This is a genomic window from Achromobacter sp. EG18 (genome assembly GCF_059759395.1).
The window spans coordinates 2,243,016-2,259,284 of sequence record NZ_CM186213.1 but is presented as its reverse complement, the minus strand read 5'-3'; the positions used below and the strand labels follow the sequence as shown (position 1 = coordinate 2,259,284).

Annotated in this window: 17 protein-coding genes; 8 read left to right on the top strand and 9 right to left on the bottom strand. The window is 68.7% G+C overall.

What is annotated here, in order from left to right; translation table 11 throughout:
- Positions 1-55: 55 nt before the first annotated feature.
- A complete protein-coding gene (locus AC6CR5_RS10275) occupies positions 56-1,549 on the bottom strand; it encodes an MFS transporter (protein WP_054445494.1) in 1,494 nt (497 codons plus the stop codon).
- 157 nt (positions 1,550-1,706) lie between these two features.
- Here AC6CR5_RS10275 and AC6CR5_RS10270 point away from each other — a divergent pair, with 157 nt between their 5' ends.
- On the top strand, positions 1,707-2,348 hold the full coding sequence (locus AC6CR5_RS10270) for a TetR/AcrR family transcriptional regulator (protein WP_020928541.1): 642 nt from the start codon (positions 1,707-1,709) through the stop codon (positions 2,346-2,348).
- Here the strand turns inward: AC6CR5_RS10270 and AC6CR5_RS10265 are convergent.
- The 4 genes from AC6CR5_RS10265 to AC6CR5_RS10250 all read right to left on the bottom strand — a co-directional run bounded on the left by AC6CR5_RS10265 (position 2,335) and on the right by AC6CR5_RS10250 (position 6,643).
- Positions 2,335-3,285 carry a Bug family tripartite tricarboxylate transporter substrate binding protein gene (locus AC6CR5_RS10265; RefSeq protein ID WP_006384921.1) on the bottom strand — a complete coding sequence of 317 codons (951 nt, stop codon included), beginning with the start codon at positions 3,283-3,285 and terminating at the stop codon, positions 2,335-2,337. The two genes, AC6CR5_RS10270 and AC6CR5_RS10265, sit on opposite strands and share 14 nt — an antisense overlap.
- 55 nt (positions 3,286-3,340) lie before the next feature.
- The gene (locus AC6CR5_RS10260; RefSeq protein ID WP_172999628.1) at positions 3,341-4,606 is read right to left on the bottom strand and encodes a carboxylesterase family protein; all 1,266 of its coding nucleotides are present in this window, start codon (positions 4,604-4,606) and stop codon (positions 3,341-3,343) included.
- Positions 4,607-4,763: 157 nt separating this feature from the next.
- Positions 4,764-5,714 (bottom strand): adenosine deaminase, encoded by a 951-nt coding sequence (locus AC6CR5_RS10255; RefSeq protein WP_006396140.1) that lies wholly within the window; start codon positions 5,712-5,714, stop codon positions 4,764-4,766.
- A gap of 8 nt (positions 5,715-5,722) precedes the next feature.
- Positions 5,723-6,643 (bottom strand): LysR family transcriptional regulator, encoded by a 921-nt coding sequence (locus AC6CR5_RS10250; protein WP_020928537.1) that lies wholly within the window; start codon positions 6,641-6,643, stop codon positions 5,723-5,725.
- Between the two features lie 148 nt (positions 6,644-6,791).
- On the opposite strand from AC6CR5_RS10250, the gene AC6CR5_RS10245 reads away from it, so the two are divergent.
- From AC6CR5_RS10245 to AC6CR5_RS10225, 5 genes are all read left to right on the top strand, one after another.
- Positions 6,792-7,469: a hypothetical protein gene (locus tag AC6CR5_RS10245; protein ID WP_150100744.1), complete on the top strand. Its 678-nt coding sequence runs from the start codon at positions 6,792-6,794 to the stop codon at positions 7,467-7,469.
- A 102-nt stretch (positions 7,470-7,571) separates the two neighbouring features.
- Positions 7,572-9,131 (top strand): lytic murein transglycosylase, encoded by a 1,560-nt coding sequence (locus AC6CR5_RS10240; protein WP_498085591.1) that lies wholly within the window; start codon positions 7,572-7,574, stop codon positions 9,129-9,131.
- Positions 9,128-9,763 (top strand): class I SAM-dependent methyltransferase, encoded by a 636-nt coding sequence (locus AC6CR5_RS10235; RefSeq protein WP_251201428.1) that lies wholly within the window; start codon positions 9,128-9,130, stop codon positions 9,761-9,763. Before AC6CR5_RS10240 ends, AC6CR5_RS10235 begins: the two co-directional genes overlap by 4 nt.
- 175 nt (positions 9,764-9,938) lie before the next feature.
- The gene (locus AC6CR5_RS10230; RefSeq protein WP_026384566.1) at positions 9,939-10,514 is read left to right on the top strand and encodes a GNAT family N-acetyltransferase; all 576 of its coding nucleotides are present in this window, start codon (positions 9,939-9,941) and stop codon (positions 10,512-10,514) included.
- Positions 10,511-10,717 (top strand): oxidoreductase-like domain-containing protein, encoded by a 207-nt coding sequence (locus tag AC6CR5_RS10225; protein WP_006385007.1) that lies wholly within the window; start codon positions 10,511-10,513, stop codon positions 10,715-10,717. The genes AC6CR5_RS10230 and AC6CR5_RS10225 overlap by 4 nt, the downstream gene beginning before the upstream one ends.
- A gap of 52 nt (positions 10,718-10,769) precedes the next feature.
- Here the strand turns inward: AC6CR5_RS10225 and AC6CR5_RS10220 are convergent, their stop codons facing one another.
- The 3 genes from AC6CR5_RS10220 to AC6CR5_RS10210 form a co-directional block, all read right to left on the bottom strand.
- Positions 10,770-13,196 (bottom strand): TonB-dependent receptor, encoded by a 2,427-nt coding sequence (locus tag AC6CR5_RS10220; protein ID WP_238874049.1) that lies wholly within the window; start codon positions 13,194-13,196, stop codon positions 10,770-10,772.
- Positions 13,197-13,457: 261 nt separating this feature from the next.
- Entirely contained in the window at positions 13,458-14,507 is a 1,050-nt protein-coding gene (locus AC6CR5_RS10215) for a FecR domain-containing protein (protein WP_238874048.1), read from the bottom strand.
- On the bottom strand, positions 14,500-15,027 hold the full coding sequence (locus tag AC6CR5_RS10210; protein WP_054436910.1) for a sigma-70 family RNA polymerase sigma factor: 528 nt from the start codon (positions 15,025-15,027) through the stop codon (positions 14,500-14,502). Before AC6CR5_RS10210 ends, AC6CR5_RS10215 begins: the two co-directional genes overlap by 8 nt.
- A 246-nt stretch (positions 15,028-15,273) precedes the next feature.
- Here AC6CR5_RS10210 and AC6CR5_RS10205 point away from each other — a divergent pair, with 246 nt between their 5' ends.
- Positions 15,274-15,540, top strand: coding sequence for a CopG family ribbon-helix-helix protein (locus AC6CR5_RS10205; RefSeq protein WP_047991248.1), 267 nt, complete (start codon positions 15,274-15,276; stop codon positions 15,538-15,540).
- 5 nt (positions 15,541-15,545) lie between these two features.
- On the top strand, positions 15,546-15,815 hold the full coding sequence (locus AC6CR5_RS10200; RefSeq protein ID WP_223203203.1) for a type II toxin-antitoxin system RelE/ParE family toxin: 270 nt from the start codon (positions 15,546-15,548) through the stop codon (positions 15,813-15,815).
- A 5-nt stretch (positions 15,816-15,820) separates the two neighbouring features.
- On the opposite strand, the gene AC6CR5_RS10195 is transcribed toward AC6CR5_RS10200, so the two are convergent.
- Positions 15,821-16,258 carry an acetyltransferase gene (locus tag AC6CR5_RS10195; protein WP_006385010.1) on the bottom strand — a complete coding sequence of 146 codons (438 nt, stop codon included), beginning with the start codon at positions 16,256-16,258 and terminating at the stop codon, positions 15,821-15,823.
- Positions 16,259-16,269 lie beyond the last annotated feature (11 nt).

Below are 16,269 nucleotides of genomic sequence, written 5' to 3'. Positions count from 1 at the left end.
CGGCGGTTCGCGCGGCGGCGTCCGGCGTCGCCGCGACGATGCGCGCGCCTGTCGCCTACGCGGCCCGCAGCACCGGCCGCGCGCCGCGCGTGACCCACAACAGCAGCAGCGCCGCCAGCAGCGAGGCCACGCCGGCGCCGGCCATGGCGGCATGGAAACCGTCGGCCAATGCGTCGGCGAACAACGCCGCCACGCCATCGGGTTGCGCCGGCAGCGCGTGCTGGGTGACCGCCACGCGCGCCACCGCCCGCGCATCCGCCTGGCCCAGCCGCGCCAGCGCCGCGGCCAGGTGGTCGACCGCGCGGCCGCTCATCAGCGCGCCCAGCAGCGCGATGCCGATGGTCATGCCAGTCTGGCGCAGCGCGTTCATGGTGGCCGAAGCCATGCCCGAGCGCTCGCGCGGCACCGTCGCCATCACCGCCATGCTGGTGGCCGGCACCGCCAATCCCATGCCCAGGCCCAGCAGCACCATCAACGATCCGGAAAGCGCGTAGGGCGTGTGCGCGTCGAAACTCATCATGCCCAGCATGGCCGCGCCGACCATGCCGTAGCCGGCGATCATCAGCCGCGGCAGGCCGAAGCGCGGGTTCAGGCGGCCGAACACCGTCGACACGATCCCGGTGGCCACGAATTGCGGCGCCAGTTGCCAGCCTGCCTCCAGCGGCGACAGGCCGCGCACGTGCTGCAGGTAGAGCGAGAAGAAGAACAGGCTGCTGTAGGCGCCGAATCCCATCACGAACGAGGCGAAGTTGGTGCTGGCGAAGCCGGCGTCGCGGAACAGGCCCAGCGGCAGGATGGGGCGCGCCACGGTGTGCTCGACCCACAGGAAGGCGATCAGCCCGATCGCGGCCACGGCCAGCGCGGCGATAGTGGCCGGCGCCTGCCAGCCGTGTTCGCCGGCGGTGATCAGGCCATAGGTCAGCGCGCCCAGCCAGACCACGCTCAGTGCCTGGCCGGCGGGATCGAAGGCGGCATGTTCGGGATGCGCGCTTTCCTGGATGCCCCAGGCGCCCAGCGCGATCGCCAGCGCCCCCACCGGCAGGTTGATCAGGAAGATGCTCTGCCAACTGAAGTGCGCCACCAGCAGGCCGCCCAGCATGGGTCCCACGATCAGCGAGATGGCATTGCACGAGGCCCACAGGCCGATGGCGCGGGCGCGCTCGGCGGGGTCGGGGAAGGCCTGGGTCAGCAGCGACATCGCGCCCGGGATCAGCAGCGCGCCGGCCACGCCCTGCACCGCGCGGCCCGCCAGCAGCAGCGGCAGGTTGTCGGCCAGCCCGCAGAACGCCGAGCCGATCGTGAACAGCACGACGCCCGCCAGCCACGAACGCTTGCGGCCATAGCGGTCGCCCAGCGGCCCGGCCGACAGCATGAACGCCGACAGGAACAGCGCGTAGGCGTCCACCACCCATTGCAGGCCGGCCATGTCGATGCGCAGCGCCGCCTGCATGGTGGGCAGGGCGACGTTGACGATGCTGATGTCCAGGATGGTGATGAAACTGCCCAGGTTGACGGCGAACACCAGGGCGCGGCGGCGGGAGGCAAGCATGCGGAAGGGCCGTGAAGGGGATGGAAAATCGTATTCTAGTAATCGACTGACCGTCGGTCAATAAATAAAAAGACGCATTCCCGATTGTTCCCGGACCGCGCGCCAGGCGCGTCCTCTACACTGGAGATCGTTGAAAATGAAAGGATTCCCGCCCGCGATGGCCTCCGCTTCCGCCAAGTCCGCCGCCAGGACGCCCACGTCCGCCGAGCCCGCGCGGCGCACCAAACCCGCGCCGGTGCGCCTGGATGAACTGATGGCAGCCGCCGAAGACCTGTTCGTGCGCCAGGGCGTCGAAGCCACCACCATCGACCAGATCGTGGCGCAGGCCGGCGTGGCCAAGGGCACCTTCTATCACTACTTTTCGTCCAAGGCGGATGTGCTGGCGGCTCTGCGCGCCAAGTTCTCGCAGGGGTTCCTGGACCGCATCGACGCGGCCATGGCGGCCTGTGCGCCGGACGACGGGGTGGCGCGGCTGCGGGCCTGGACGCGCGCCGGCGTGCACGCCTATTTCGACGGCTATGCCTTGCACGACGTTGTGTTTCACGACGTCAACCACCCGCATCGCGGCGCCACCGAGCGCGCGGCGGTGCTGGCGCAGGCCGAGGCCATGTTGCGCGCCGGCCAGCGATCCGGCTGCTGGCGGCTGACGCAGCCGGGATTGACCGCGATCCTGCTGTACCACGGCATGCATGGCGCGGTCGATGATGCCATCGCGCGCGGCGCGGCCGACGCCGACGCGCTGGCCGCCAGCCTGATCCCCCCGTTTCTGCGGCTGGTGGGCGCGCCTACTGCAGCTTGATCCCCAGTTCCTTGATCAACGGCCCCATCTCGGCGCGATCGGCGGCGATGGTGTCGGCCAGCTCCCGCGCGCTGCCGCCGATCGGAATCATGCCCAGCGTTTCCATCTGCGCCTTCATCGCGGGTTCCTTGAGGATGTCCGCCACCGATTGCTGGATCCGCGCCACGCGCTCGGCCGGCACGCCGGCTGGCGCCATCAGGCCGATCCACGGCTGCGGCGCATAGTCGCCCATGCCCGATTCGCGCAGGGTCGGCGTGTCGGGCAGGCCGGCGAAGCGGGTCGGGCTGGTGATGGCCAGCGCGCGCAGGCGGCCGCTGTCGATCAGGCCCTTGGAGCTTGAAGGCGCGTCCAGCCCCACGTCGAGTTGTCCGCCGATCAGGTCGTTCTGCGTCTTGCCGGACGAGGACGACGGGATATACAAGGCCTTGATGCCGGCGCGCCGCGCGGTCTGTTCCCACACCAGGTGGAAGGCCGTGCCGATGGAGAACGAGCCCACCGCCAGGCTGCGCGTCTTGCTCTCGCGCACGAAATCCTGCCAGGTCCTGATCGGGCTGTCGCTGGGCACGATGAAGATGAACGGCGTGCGCGCCACCAGCGCCACCGGCTGCAGGTCTTTCTGCGGATCGAACGGCAGGCTGTCGACCGCGAACGGCACGATGGTCACCGACGACGCCACCACCATGCCCAGCGTGTAGCCGTCGGGCGCCGACTTCACCAGCGCGCCGGTGCTGATGATGCCCGACGCTCCCGGCTTGTTCTCCACCACCACCGGCTGGCCCCAGGCGGTGGACAGCTTGCTGGCGAGCACGCGCAGCATCACGTCCACCGGGCCGCCTGGCGGGTTGGAAACGATGATCTTGACCGGCTTGTCCGGATAGGCCGCGCCGGCGGCCGCGGGCAGCAGCAGGGCGAGCGCGAAGGCGAGTTGCTTGAGCATTGGTATTCCCCTTGTCGGTGTTGGATGCGCCGGGTCTTGCGCCCGGCGTCCGGCTTCAGGCCAGGACTTGCAGGCGCGGCGCGGGCGCCCAGTCGGGCGCCTCGCCGCGGATGAATGCGATCCAGGCGCGTTGCGTCGCCCGGGCCAGCGTGGCGGCCTGCGTGGGCGGCAGGCCGCGCAGCATGGGCGCGGCGGCAAAGGCCGCGAGCGTGTCGAAGACGAACGGCAGCTCGATGCAATGGCAGGCCCGGAAGCGAGGCGTGGGCGCCACGTCGAAACGCGCCAGCCAGGCCTGGCGGCCCTGCGCGGCGGCATCCGCGGCCCATTGCCGCGAGGGCGCGCCGAACACGGCTTCGCTGGCCAGCGCGCAGTCGGGGCCGTCGCCGTCCGGGAAGGCCGCCATTTCGTCGCGGGTGTAGCTGACCAGCACGTCCGCGCGGCCGGCCGCCGATTTCAAGGCGGGCACGATGTCGGCGGGCAGCACCTGGCCGTCCAGCACCGGCCCGAACAGGCTGCGGCGGCTGCCTTCGGCCTCGAGGGCGGCAATCACCTGGGGCGCCCGCTGCGCGCTCAGCAGGCGCTCGACCGGCAGGGCGCGGGCCTGTTCAAGATCGCCGGCGCCGGCGGCGTCCAGAAACACCTGCCCCAATGCCGCGGCCTGCGCGCTGCTGCGAAAGCCGCGGCCAAGCGCCGCGCTTTGCAGGATGGCGCGGCCAAAGCGCGGGCGCCGCGCCAGCATGGCGCAGATCGACGACGCGCCGGCCGACTGGCCCATCAGCGTGACGCGGGCGGGGTCGCCGCCCAGGTCCTGGATGTTGCCGAGCACCCAGTCGATGGCGCATTCCTGGTCCAGCAGTCCCACGTTGGCCGTTTGGCCGGGCACGTGCAGCCAGCCCAGCGCGGCCAGCCGGTAGTTCACCGCCACCACCACCAGGTCGCCGCGCGCCGCCAGGGCGGCGCCGTCATACCAGTCGAGCGCGCCGCCGCCGCTTTGCCAGGCGCCGCCATGCAGCCACACCACCACCGGCCGGCGGCGCTCATCGGCGGCGGGCGTCCACACCGTCAGGTGCAGGCAGTCTTCGGCCTGCGGCGCCTCGAAGTCACCCATGGCGCCGCGCAGGCGCGACGGCAGTTGCGGCGCCACGCTGCCCGGGCGGGTGGCGTCGCGCGGACCTTGCCAGCGGGCCGGCTCGGGCGGCGCGAAGCGCAGCGCTCCGACGGGCGGCTCGGCGTAGGGAATGGCGCTGAAGCGGCACACGCCGCGGTCGCGCAAACCGGTCAACATGCCGGCGCGCAGCCGGGCCTGGACGGTGTCAGTCATGTGGTCTTGCCCCTTGTCGTCATGGTCTCTGGCGGGCGGCGTGCAGGGCCGCCGTCCGCTCGGGACTATGGTAGGGACGAAAGGGGCCGGGCGGGCATGCCGGTTTCGAACCGGGTCATGCGCAACCCGCATGGCCGGGCCCCGGGCGCGGACCGGCCTACTTCAGGATGCGCGCATCCATGCTGTTGTCGGCCAGCGCCTGGGCCTGCGCCTGGCTCATGCCCAGGTGCTCGTAGAGCGCATGGAAGTTCTCGGTGACGTAGCCGCCGAAGTAGGCCGGATCGTCGGAGTTGACCGTGACCTTCACGCCGGCATCCAGCAACGACAGGATGTTGTGCTGCGACATGTGCTCGAACACGCGCAGGCGGGTGTTCGACAGCGGACACACGGTCAGCGGGATCTGCTCGTCGATCAGGCGCGCCATCAGGCGCGGGTCCTCGGCGGCGCGCACGCCGTGGTCGATGCGCAGCACCTTCAACAGGTCCAGCGCCTCCCAGATGTATTCGGGCGGGCCTTCCTCGCCGGCGTGGGCCACGGCCGGCAGGCCCTCGGCGCGGGCGCGGTCGAAGACGCGCTGGAACAGGCGCGGCGGAAAGCCCTTTTCGCTGCTGTCCAGGCCCACGGCGATGAAAGCGTCGCGGTAGGGTAGCGCTTCTTCCAGCGTGCGCATGGCCTGTTCTTCGGGCAGGTGGCGCAGGAAGCTGAGGATCAGGCCGCTGCTGATGCCGAGCTTCTTGCGGCCGTCTTCCAGCGCCTGGCTGATGCCGTCCAGCACCACCTTGAACGGCACGCCGCGGTCGGTGTGGGTCTGCGGGTCGAAGAAGGGCTCGGTGTGCACCACGTTCTGCTCGTGGCATTTGACCAGGTAGTCCCAGGTCAGGTCGTAGAAGTCCTGCTCGGTGCGCAGCACGTCGGCGCCGCGGTAGTACAGGTCGAGGAATTCCTGCAGGTTGCCGTAGTCATAGGCCGCGCGCAGGGCATCCATGTCGGGCCACGGCAGCGCCACGCCATTGCGGTGGGCCAGCCGGAACAGCAGCTCGGGTTCGAGCGTGCCTTCCAGGTGCAGGTGCAGTTCCGCCTTGGGCAAGGTGTTGAGCCAGTCGTACATGGGCGCTCCTAAGTAGGGGTATTGATGGCCAGCGCCACGGTATCGGCGAAGGCGCGGGCCTGGCGGGTGCTGGGACGGTCGCGGCGCCAGATGGCCGCCAGCGGCGATCTGCGCAGCGCCGGCCGGGCCGCCAGCACCAGCACTTCGCCGCGCGCCGCGCGCACCGCCGCGACGCTGCCCGGCAGCATCCACAGGTAAGGACCGACCGTGAGCATCTCGCGGCCGAATTCCAGCGACAGGGCGCCGATCATATCCGGAATCGGCAGGCCTTCGCGGTGCAGCACCATTTCCAGTTCGCCGCGGATGCGGCTGCCGGGCAGGGCGGTGATCCACGGATAGGCCACGCAGTCGGCCAGCGTGGCGTCGGCGCGGTCCGCCAGCGGATGATCGGGGGCGCAGACCAGCACCACCGGGTCGTCCAGCAGGTTGGCCGAGCGGTAGATGCGCGGATCCACCGTGGACGAGAAGCGGCTGATCAGCACGTCCAGCGCGCCCGCGTCCAGATCGTCGATCAGTCGCTCGTGGGTGCCGATCTCCAGCGTCAGCGTGATGCGCGGATAGGCCTGGCGAAAACGCGTGGCCGCCTGCGCCACCGGCCAGCCGGCGAACATCGAGAAACAGCCCACCGTCAGGCTGCCCTCGTCGCCGCGCGACAGCGCCGCCAGGTCGATCTCGGCCTTGCGGAACCCGGTCAGCAGCTGGCGCGCGTGGCGGCACATGGCCTCGCCCAGCGGCGTGCAACTGGTGCCGCGGGCGGTGCGCTCGAACAGCCGCGCGCCCACCAGCTCCTCGATCTCGGCGATGGCGCGCGACAGGCCGGACTGCGTGCTGTGCAGCTGCGCCGCCGCCTTGGACAGATTGCCCAGCTCGGCCACCGTCAGCACGATTTCCAGGTGCCGGGTGCGGAGTTTTCCTTTGAAGGGCGTCATGGCGGGCAGGGCAGTGGCAATGCGCCGATTATTGACCCGCGCCGGGTCCTTGGCAACGCGGCCCTGGCGTTTCGGTATAGTTCGTCGCCAGGGAGGCGGCTGTGCGATGCGCATGACGACAAGGCGGGGATCCGGGCGGCGCAGGGCCGTGCCAAGATGGCTGATGGCGGCGCTGGCGCTGGCGACGCTGGCCGGCTGCGGCGTGTCGACCGTGGACGAGGTGCGCGTGGCCTGGCCGCCGTTCAAGGACGGCACGGCGCTGGTGTTGCCGTCGGACCCCGTGCAATGTCCGGACCTGTCCGGCACCTACCGCGTCGCGGGCGAACCGCGCGCGGGCGAGGCGGCCGCCGGGGTTGGCGACCTGCGCCGTTTCCTGGCCTACACGCTGGACCTGCCGGGCCTGCCGGATACCGCGGAACACGCCTGGCGCCCCACGCCGGCCGCCAGCGTCACCTTCAACGCGGCGCCGCAAGGCTGGCAAGTGGTGGCCGACGACGGCCAAGGGGGCCGGTTCACGGGCCTGCTGCCCCTGCGCGACGCCACGGCCGGCGTCGACCGCCCGGCCGACGGCCCGCTGGCGGCCCTGCCCGGCGTCCAGCATTTCGGCGGCTGCACCCAGGGCCGTTTCTGGATCAGCGCCCGGCGCGACTGGCGCCAGTACGAATCCATGGGCGTGTTCCGCACCGTGGCGCTGCTGCGGCCACAGGCGGGCGGGCTGCTGGTGAGCGTGCAGCGCGAGTCGCACAGCATCGGCCTGCTGCCGTGGTATTCGTCGGATGAGGTGCGGTGGCAGTATTGGTTCGGGCCGGAGCGCGCGAGCCGTTAGCGAGGCACGGGTAACGCCCCATTTCTCTTGGCAATGCGCCGGTTCGATTTCGGCGCCCGCTCGCGGTACGATCCGGGCTGACTTCGATTTTTCAGGATAACCATGCGACAGAATGCGCTTCGCACCCGAATCGATCCCCTGGCGCGCGCGGTGCTGGCCGCCGCGCTGAGCGTCGCTGCCTTGGGCGCCGCCCAGGCCCAGTCGCCTGCTTCGGCCACCGGCACGCGCAGTCCCGGAGCCCAGCCTTCCCCGTCCGGACCGGTGCTGACGCCCAAGCGCAGCTTCGACGATCCGGCCACGCCGGCAGCGGCCCCTGCCGCCGCGCCCGCGGCCACGCCGGACGATTCGCCGGCCGCTCCGCCGACAAACATGCGTACGCCTGTCGCCACGCCGGCCGCCACGCCCGCGGCGGCGCCGGCCCATGCGCCTGTCGCGCCGGCCGCCACCGCCGCCCCCGCCGCGACCGCGACCCCCGCCGCGCCCACGGTCATCATCCCGACCGAACTCGACACCAAGGCGTGTATCGCCAAGCTGCGCAAGGGCGCCACCGCCAACGGCCTGACCGTGGCCGACTGGGACAAGTACACCGCCAAGGCCAAGCTGCTGCCCACCACCGTGGCATCCGCCCAGGGCCAGCCCGAGGGCCGTGAAAGCTGGTGGGACTACATCGCCAAGACGGTCGACGAAGAACGCGTGGCCGACGGCCGCGCGGTGCTCGCCAAGTACGGCAAGCAATTGGGCGACATCAGCCAGCAGTACCAGGTGGACCCGGCCACGCTGGTCGCCATCTTCGGCATCGAGACCAACTACGGCCGCCAGGTCGGCAAGACCGACGTGCTCAACGCCTGGCTGACCCGCGCCTGCACCGAGAACAAGACACTGTGGGAAAAGAACGCCTACGCCTCCGTGCGCCTGCTGCGCGACGGCGTGGTGCCGGCCGACAACTTCGTCGGCTCCTGGAGCGGCGCCTTCGGCATGACGCAGTTCATCCCCACCTCGTTCTACGAGCTGGCGGCGGACGGCGACGGCGACGGCAAGATCGACCTGTACAACTCGCTGCCCGACGCCCTGGCCTCGACCGCCAACCACCTGCGCAAGCGCCGCGCCAAGTGGACCCACGGCCTGCCGGCGGTGGTGGAGGTGCGCGTGCCGGCCGACGTGGCCGCCGCCATCCCGCCCGCGCCCGACGCCGAATACGTGGGCTCGCAGGACCGCCGCAGCATCGCGCAGTGGGCCCAGGCGGGTCTCAAGCAGGGCGACGGCTCGGCGCTCAAGCTGGCCGCCGGCAACGACCAGCAGGCCTACCTGTTCGCGCCCACCGGCGCCAAGGGTCCGGTGTTCCTGGCCACCGTCAATTTCGACGCGATCCTGCACTACAACCAGTCGCGCCGCTATGGGCTGGCGGTGGCGTTGCTGCTGAACCGCCTGCAGGGCGGCCCGGCGCTGGCCACGGCCTGGCCGACGGACGACCCCGGCCTGTCGCGCGCGCAGATCAAGGAAGTGCAGGAGATGCTCAACGCCCGCGGCTATGACGTCGGCACCGCCGACGGCATCCCGGGCGCCAAGACCCGCGACGCGGTGCGCGCCGAACAGGAAAAGCGCAACCTGCCGCAGGACGGCCGCGTCGGCAAGCGCATCTACGACGCGCTCAAGGCCAAATGAGCGCCGCCGATCCCGCGCAAGCTGTCGACGGCGGCGGGGCCGTGGTCTCGGGCACCCAGGGTTACGGCGAAAACGCCGCGGCCCTGGCCGAGCAGTACGAGAGCATCGCTTTCGCGGATGTGCATCGCGACGTGGCGCACCTGATCCCGGCGACGCCGTCGCGCATCGCCGACATCGGCGCCGGCTCGGGCCGCGATGCCGCCGCGCTGGCCCGCATGGGCCACCAGGTGGTGGCGGCCGAGCCCACGCCCGAACTGCGGCGCGAGGGCCAGCGGCGCCACGCGCTGCCCAACCTGGAGTGGGTCGATGACGCCTTGCCCGAACTTGCGGGCCTGCAAGGGCGCGAATTCGACGTCATCATGCTGACCGCCGTCTGGATGCACCTGGACGAGCACGAGCGCGCCCGTGGCATGGCGGCGCTGGCGGCCCTGCTGGCGCCCGGCGGCCAGATCCTGATGTCGCTGCGCCACGGCCCGGTGCCGCCCGGCCGCCGCATGTTCGACGTGTCGGCCGAGGAGACCATCGCGCTGGCGGCCGGGCATGGCCTGTCGGCGCATCACCTCGTCAGGCGCGAAGACATGCTGGACCGCGCCGACGTGCACTGGAGCTTCCTGGGCCTGAAGCGCGGCTAGCGGGGAAGGCCTGCCCAGGCCGCCGCGCCGGCGCGACCGGAACCCGCCGCGATTGCCGCGCTTTGCGCCGCGTACCGCGACGCCAGCGGTGTGTCCACGGTGCGAAAGTGCGATGGCATGCAGGGGCGGGCATGGATATGATGCAAGGCACCGTGTGTGTCCATGCTTCGAGATCATGCCGTCCGCCCTGCTGCCCGAATCCTTCGTCACCCGGCGCCTGCGCGCCGAGCGCATGTCGTCGACCCATTTGCCCTTCATCACCGCGATGCACGCCGACGCTGCCCTGATGGCCTCCATGGGCGGCACCCGCGACGCCACGGCCAGCCGGCGCTACGTCGAGCACAACATGCTGCACTGGGCCGAACATGGCTATGGCATGTATGTGCTGAGCGAGCGCGACAGCGGCGCGCTGGCCGGCCGAGCCGGCCTCAAGCTGGCGCTGTCGGGCAAGATCGAGCGGGTCGAGATCGCCTACGCGTTCATGCCCACCTGTTGGGGCCGGGGCTACGCCTCGGAAATCACCCGCGCCCTGCTGGCGCTGGGATTCGAACGCCTGCCGGTGGACGCGCTGAGCGCCGTGGCCATACAGGCCAACGCCGCGTCGCTGCGCGTCATGGAAAAATGCGGGATGCGCTGGATCGAGACCACCGGCGAAGGGGAGGCGCGCAAGCTGCGCTACGAGATCCGGCGCCAGCAATGGCGGGCGCTGGCGGACGAGGCGGCGCCGATCGGCGCTAACATGCGGCCATGAGTCCCGCGAATACCCCCGATACCCCGAACACCACTCCGCCCGTCGACGACGATCCGCCGCCCGTCCCGCCGGAGGCCCCGGCGCCCGAGGAATGCTGCAACAGCGGCTGTATCCCCTGCGTCTACGATACCTACAACGAAGCCATGGACGAATACCGCGCCGCGCTCAAGGCGTGGCGGGCGCGGCATGGCGAGGCGGGGTAGGGGGCAAGGGCCGCCTAAGTGCGCAGTCGCACGTCATGCGATGGGCCGCAAGTCAGAAATCCACGCTGACCGCCAGCTTGACCGTGCGTGGCGCGCCGACGGAGGAAAAGCCGTTCCACGCGCCTGACCAATAGCGCTGATTGAAGGCATTCTCCACGCCCGCACGGAAAGCAACAGGGTGCGCCGCCAGCCGGGTGACGTACCGGGCGCCCAGATCGACCCGAGTCCAGGCCGGCAATTTCTGCATATTGGCGTTGTCGGCATATTGCCGGCCTGTGTGGATGGCCGTGGCCCGGAGCGTCAGGCCGGGCAACCACGGGGTATCCCATTCGGCGCCCAGGTTGACCAACCAGGTGGGAACGCCCATGGCCATCCTTCCGTCCAGCAGCCCGGCGCGGGTCCGTGTGTTGATCGCCTTGAGATAAGTCGCTCCGCCCAGCAAGCGCAATCCCGGTGTCACCGCGCCGGCGATGTTCCATTCAAGGCCACGATTGCGCTGTTCTCCGTCGGGCGCATATCTGTTGCTGCCGTTGTCCTTGATGAGACTCGGACGAGTGATCTGGAATACGGCAAGGGTATTCAGTAGATTGCCTGCATCCCACTTTGCCCCCAGTTCCATCTGCTTGCTTTTGTACGGCGGGAAGACCTCGCCAAAGTTGGCGGCAGTGGTATCCGTGACTCTGTCGCCCTGCGAGAGTCCTTCGATATAGTTGGCGTAAATGGAGACGGGGGTGGCCCATGGCTTGACGACGAAGCCAACGGCGGGCGTAAGCGCTTGTTCATCATATCGGGTAGTCACGGCACCCGACGGCGCATAGTTCTTCGTTCGGACGCGCTGCTGCCGCGCGCCCAGCGTCAGCAGGTACTTGTCCTGCGAGAACGAAAGCGTGTCGCTGAGGGCAATACTGCTGAAGGTGGAGTCGGACGATTTTGGCACCATGGCCGGGCCGACCGTCAGCGTGGGTTGGCTTGGCCTGTAGATGTTCGACGCCCACATCGTCACCGGGCCTTGGACGGCGCCGCCGGCTTGTTGGATGGCATTGCCGCTGAAGGTGATCTCGTGTCCGACGGGGCCCGTGCGCAGACGTCCGCGAATGCCGGCATTGGCGGCGTTGACGTTGGAGAAGCTTCTCGTATTCTTGGCCATGCCCATGTAGTCGCCCGAGGCTTGCGCATTCATGCCCAGCGCGTTGTTCATGTAGCCGGAACTGCTTTGATGCTTGGTGCCGATGGCCGCGAATCCGGTCCAATGTTCGTTGAAATCGAATTCGAGCGAGCCGATGAGCGCCTTGCTGCGCTCGGAGGAATACGCCCCCGGCATGGTGTTGGTCGCAGGATCGGGAGCCGCAGGAACGTGTTCGTTGGCGAAAGTGGTGAAGAGCGGCATGGCGCCGCGCTTCTTGCCATCGATGCTGTAGGCATCCAGCGCGATGCGCAGCCGCTCTGCGCGAAAGTCGAGCGCCACCGCGGCCATTTCCCGCTTCTCTCTCTGGCCGTCCAATGCGGTGTTGCCATTGGATGTGGCGGTATTGACCCGGATGCCGAATTCATTCTCCTGTCCGAATCGTCGCCCCATGTCCAAATGGGCGCCCAGCTCCGAATCCGAGGCATACCTGGTAGTCAGGCGGGTCAACGGCTTGTCGCCAGCGCGTTTGGGCACCAGGTTGATGACCCCGCCCACGGAACCGGCCGGAGTCATGCCATACAACAGAGCGCCCGGGCCTTTCAGCACTTCCACCCGTTCAAGGAACTCCGTGGCGACGCGAAAGCCCGGCGTCAGACCGAAAAGGCCATTCCAGGCGAAATCCGTGCTTGGCATGTGGAAGCCCCGCACATTGAAGAATTCTGTCGGACCCGATTCGGGGAACGTCTCTCTTACCGATGCGTCCGCGCGCAACACCTCCGCCACCGTATCGGCCTGCCAATCCTCGATCATGCGCGAGGTATAGCTGCTCGTGCTGAACGGCGTTTCCATGACATCCTTGTTGCCCAGCAAGCCCAGGCGGCCACCCCGGGCCACGTGGCCGCCGGCATAGGGCTCGGGCACTGCCGATGGCGCGGATGGCGTTGCCGTTACGCGCACAGCAGGCAAGGTCACGGCACTGCTATCCGGCGTGGACTGATGCAAGACATAGCTACCATCAGCCAGGCGTACTGCCTGCAATCCTTGGCCCTGAAGCAGCCGGGCGAAGCCCTGTTCGACGGTCGCCGCGCCGGACAGGCCAGGCCCGTACCTGCCTTGTGTCAGGGCGCCTGGGGCGGATAACAATATCCCTGCTTCTTCTGCGTAGCGGTTCAAGGTCGTGTTGAGCGGGCCGGCGGGAATGTCGTAACGGCGTGCCGGCGCGGCGGCGGTCTGCGCCTGTGCGGCGGGCATCGCGCCCATGGAGGCGAGCAGCGAGCCCGCCATGGCTAGGTTCAGTGCCAGCGCCAACGGACGCAGCGCGGGGCCACGCGGGCGGATAATGGGACGTGGCATCAATTGATCTCTCCGGAAGTTACTTGGATGGAGAGACGACCATCGATGGCAGGCACGGTTTTCCGTCGCGTTCCGTGGGCGGGCCGGATCGGGACGAAAGGCCCGCGTTCCTCCGATCATCGTCTCTTATGCACTAAATCGAACTGGACGGAAAAATGGGGAACTGCCTTTGGTCCTATTGAGGAGGCGAGGCCGGTACGATGCGTGCGGATCAAGGAAGGTGACCGACGCGGGCGTGATGCCTTTCAACTCGGGGCGGTTTCAGCGACCTTCGACCGTCGTCCACCACGGCAGGCGACGGCGTACCCGGATGGGCAGGGTCTGCTCCAGCATGGCCAGCGCCCGGTCCGTATCGTCGGTCGGGAAGACGCCCATGACGCGAATGTCCGCCACTTCCGGGGCGACGCCGAGATGGCCGTGGCGATAGCGGCCCAGTTCGGCCAGCAAGTCCGCCAGGCGGATGTGGTCCGCCGGCACCACGCCGTGAACCCAGGCTTCACGCATCGGATCGGCGCCCGCCAGGGCGCGGATTTGCTGGGTGTCGAACGTGGCGGCTTGCCCGTCGTGAACCTGCAGTGTCCGTCCCGCGTTCGTGCGGATTTCCATTGAGCCCTCGAATACGTCGACGCGCGTTGATGCGCGGCCCAGGAGCACCGAGTAGCGGGTGCCCAGGGCTTGCAACCGGCCATGCACCGTATCCACGTAGAACGGGCGCCGCAGCTTGTCTTGCGCGGTCTGGACCAGGATTTCACCGTCCAGAACGATGAGGCGCCGTTCCTGGCGCCGGTAGTCCACGTCCAGCGCGCTGCGGGTGTTGAGCCATACGCGCGAACCGTCAGTCAACACCAGGCGCTGCCGCTTGCCGGTGCCGGTGTGGTGGTCGGCCCGCAGCGCCGCCACCACCTCGGGCAGCGGCGTGTAGCGCCAACCCAGGGCGAACAGGCCCAGGCCCATGACGCCGGGAATGACTTTCAGGGCCTGGCGTCGGGCATTCACCGCGCGTCGCGCCGCCTCGCCGCTGGCGACCGCGGCTGTCGTGCCCGGTGGGCCATAGCCGCGCAACGGGTCGAACTTGCGGCTGACCTTGTCGATACAGGCCCAGGCGGCCTGATGCTCCGGCGCCTGCAGCCAGGCCTGCCAGGCGACCCGATCCGCGTCGGTGGCGCGCTCGTCGCGCAGTCTGGCGTACCACTGCGCCGCCTGCTCCAGGCTCTGGATACGGGGCTTGGTTCGCGCCGCGGCAGGCGCGGTTGCCGCGGCCCGTTGGCTCCGCGGGGGGCGCTTCGCTTTGCCGGACGCGGGATCAGTCACCCCGGCCGGCCTCGATCAAGGCGCATTGCAGCATGGCCTGGGCGATGTACTTCTTGACCATGCGTTCGGAGACGGACAACTGCGCCGCGATGGCGCGATAGGGCATCCCGTCCACCTGAGCCATGATGAAGGCGCTCGCCGCCTTTTGCGACAGGCGGCCGAGCATCGCGCCGATTTGCAGCAGGGCCTCGACGACAAGCGCCCGATCCTCGGGCGACGGCGCCAGCGGCTCGGGCTGGGCGGCCAGGGTTTGCAGCCAGGCGCGTTCGATTTCGCGGCGACGCCACAGGTCCACGCACAGGCCGCTGGCGGCGGTGCGCAGCCAGGCGCGAGCCTGGAGAAAGCCGTGGAACTCGCGGCCCACCGGTTTGGCCAACAAGCGCAGGAAGGCGTCGTGCGCCAGATCCGCGGCATCGGAATCGTTGCCCAGGCGGCGTTGCAACCAGCTCCGCAACCAGCCGTGATGATCGTGGTAGAGGGTTTCCAGCGAGGGAGGCGAGGGATAGGAGGGGGCGCTCATGCACAAGTCACCATGCCACGGGGTGACCGGAGGATCATGGTTTGTCTATTGATAGGGAATGATTTTTATTATCGTATGGCTATCAAGCGTCCGAACCGGGCGATTGTCTGAAACCGTCTTGTCTTGCGCGGGGACGTCTGGCTTCTGCCCAGCCAAACCGCATCTGATGATCTTTTTTGATTAAGAATTAATCACTTCGATTAAAATAGGCTGCCCATGCTGACAGTACCCCTCTGGAGATACAAGATGAGTCCCGCAACCAAGGTGCTGACCGCACATGTGCCGCTTCCGTTGGCCGAGAAGGTCGATCAGATGGCTGTGCGCCTGGACCGATCTCGCGGCTGGATCGTGAAGCAGGCACTGTCCGCTTGGATTGCCCAAGAGGAGGAACGTGACAAGCTCACCCAGCAAGCGCTTGCTGACGTGGATGCTGGTCGGATTGTGGATGACCAAGCCGTGCAAGCCTGGGCGGAGAGCCTGGGCTCTGACCAGCCATTGCCGCTGCCGCGATGATGGAAATGAAGTGGACCAGCAAGGCGCTTTCCGATCTGGCGCGCTTGCATGAATTCCTGGCGGCGGTGAATAGGCCCGCGGCCGTACGGGCTGTGCAAGCGCTGGTCAAGGCTTCAAGTGTTTTGCCGACCAACTCCCGCATTGGCGAGCAGCTATTTCAGTTCGAACCGCGCGAGGTACGCAGGATATTGGTCGGGGAGTACGAAATACGTTACGAGATCCGGGATTCGATCATCTACGTATTGCGACTGTGGCACACCCGGGAGAACCGCTGACGGCCTCAGCCCGCCAGCTTCATATGAATGATCGGCCGCGGCCGCCCCGCGTCGTCGGTTTCCGAGCGGCCCACGTCTTCAAAGCCATAGTGCTTGTAGAAACCATGCGCCTGCGGGTTCTGCTCGTTGACGTCGACCCGCAGGCTGCCGTGCAGCGACAGCGCGAAATTCAGCAGGCGCCGCCCGGCGCCCTTGCCGCGCTTGTTGGCGTCGACGAACAGCATCTCGACCTTGTTGCCGTTCAGGCCCATGAAGCCGGCGACTTCGCCGGCATCGTCCTCACAGACCCAGACGCGCACCGACGGCAGGTGGGTGTTGAGCACCTGCGGGTACATGGCCTGGATTTCCTTTTCGGACAGGAACGTATGGGTGGCCCGTACCGAACGGAGCCAGATGTCCACCAGGGCGAGGTCGTCGCCGTGGTTGCGTTCTCGGATGTTCATGTCGGGCGCTT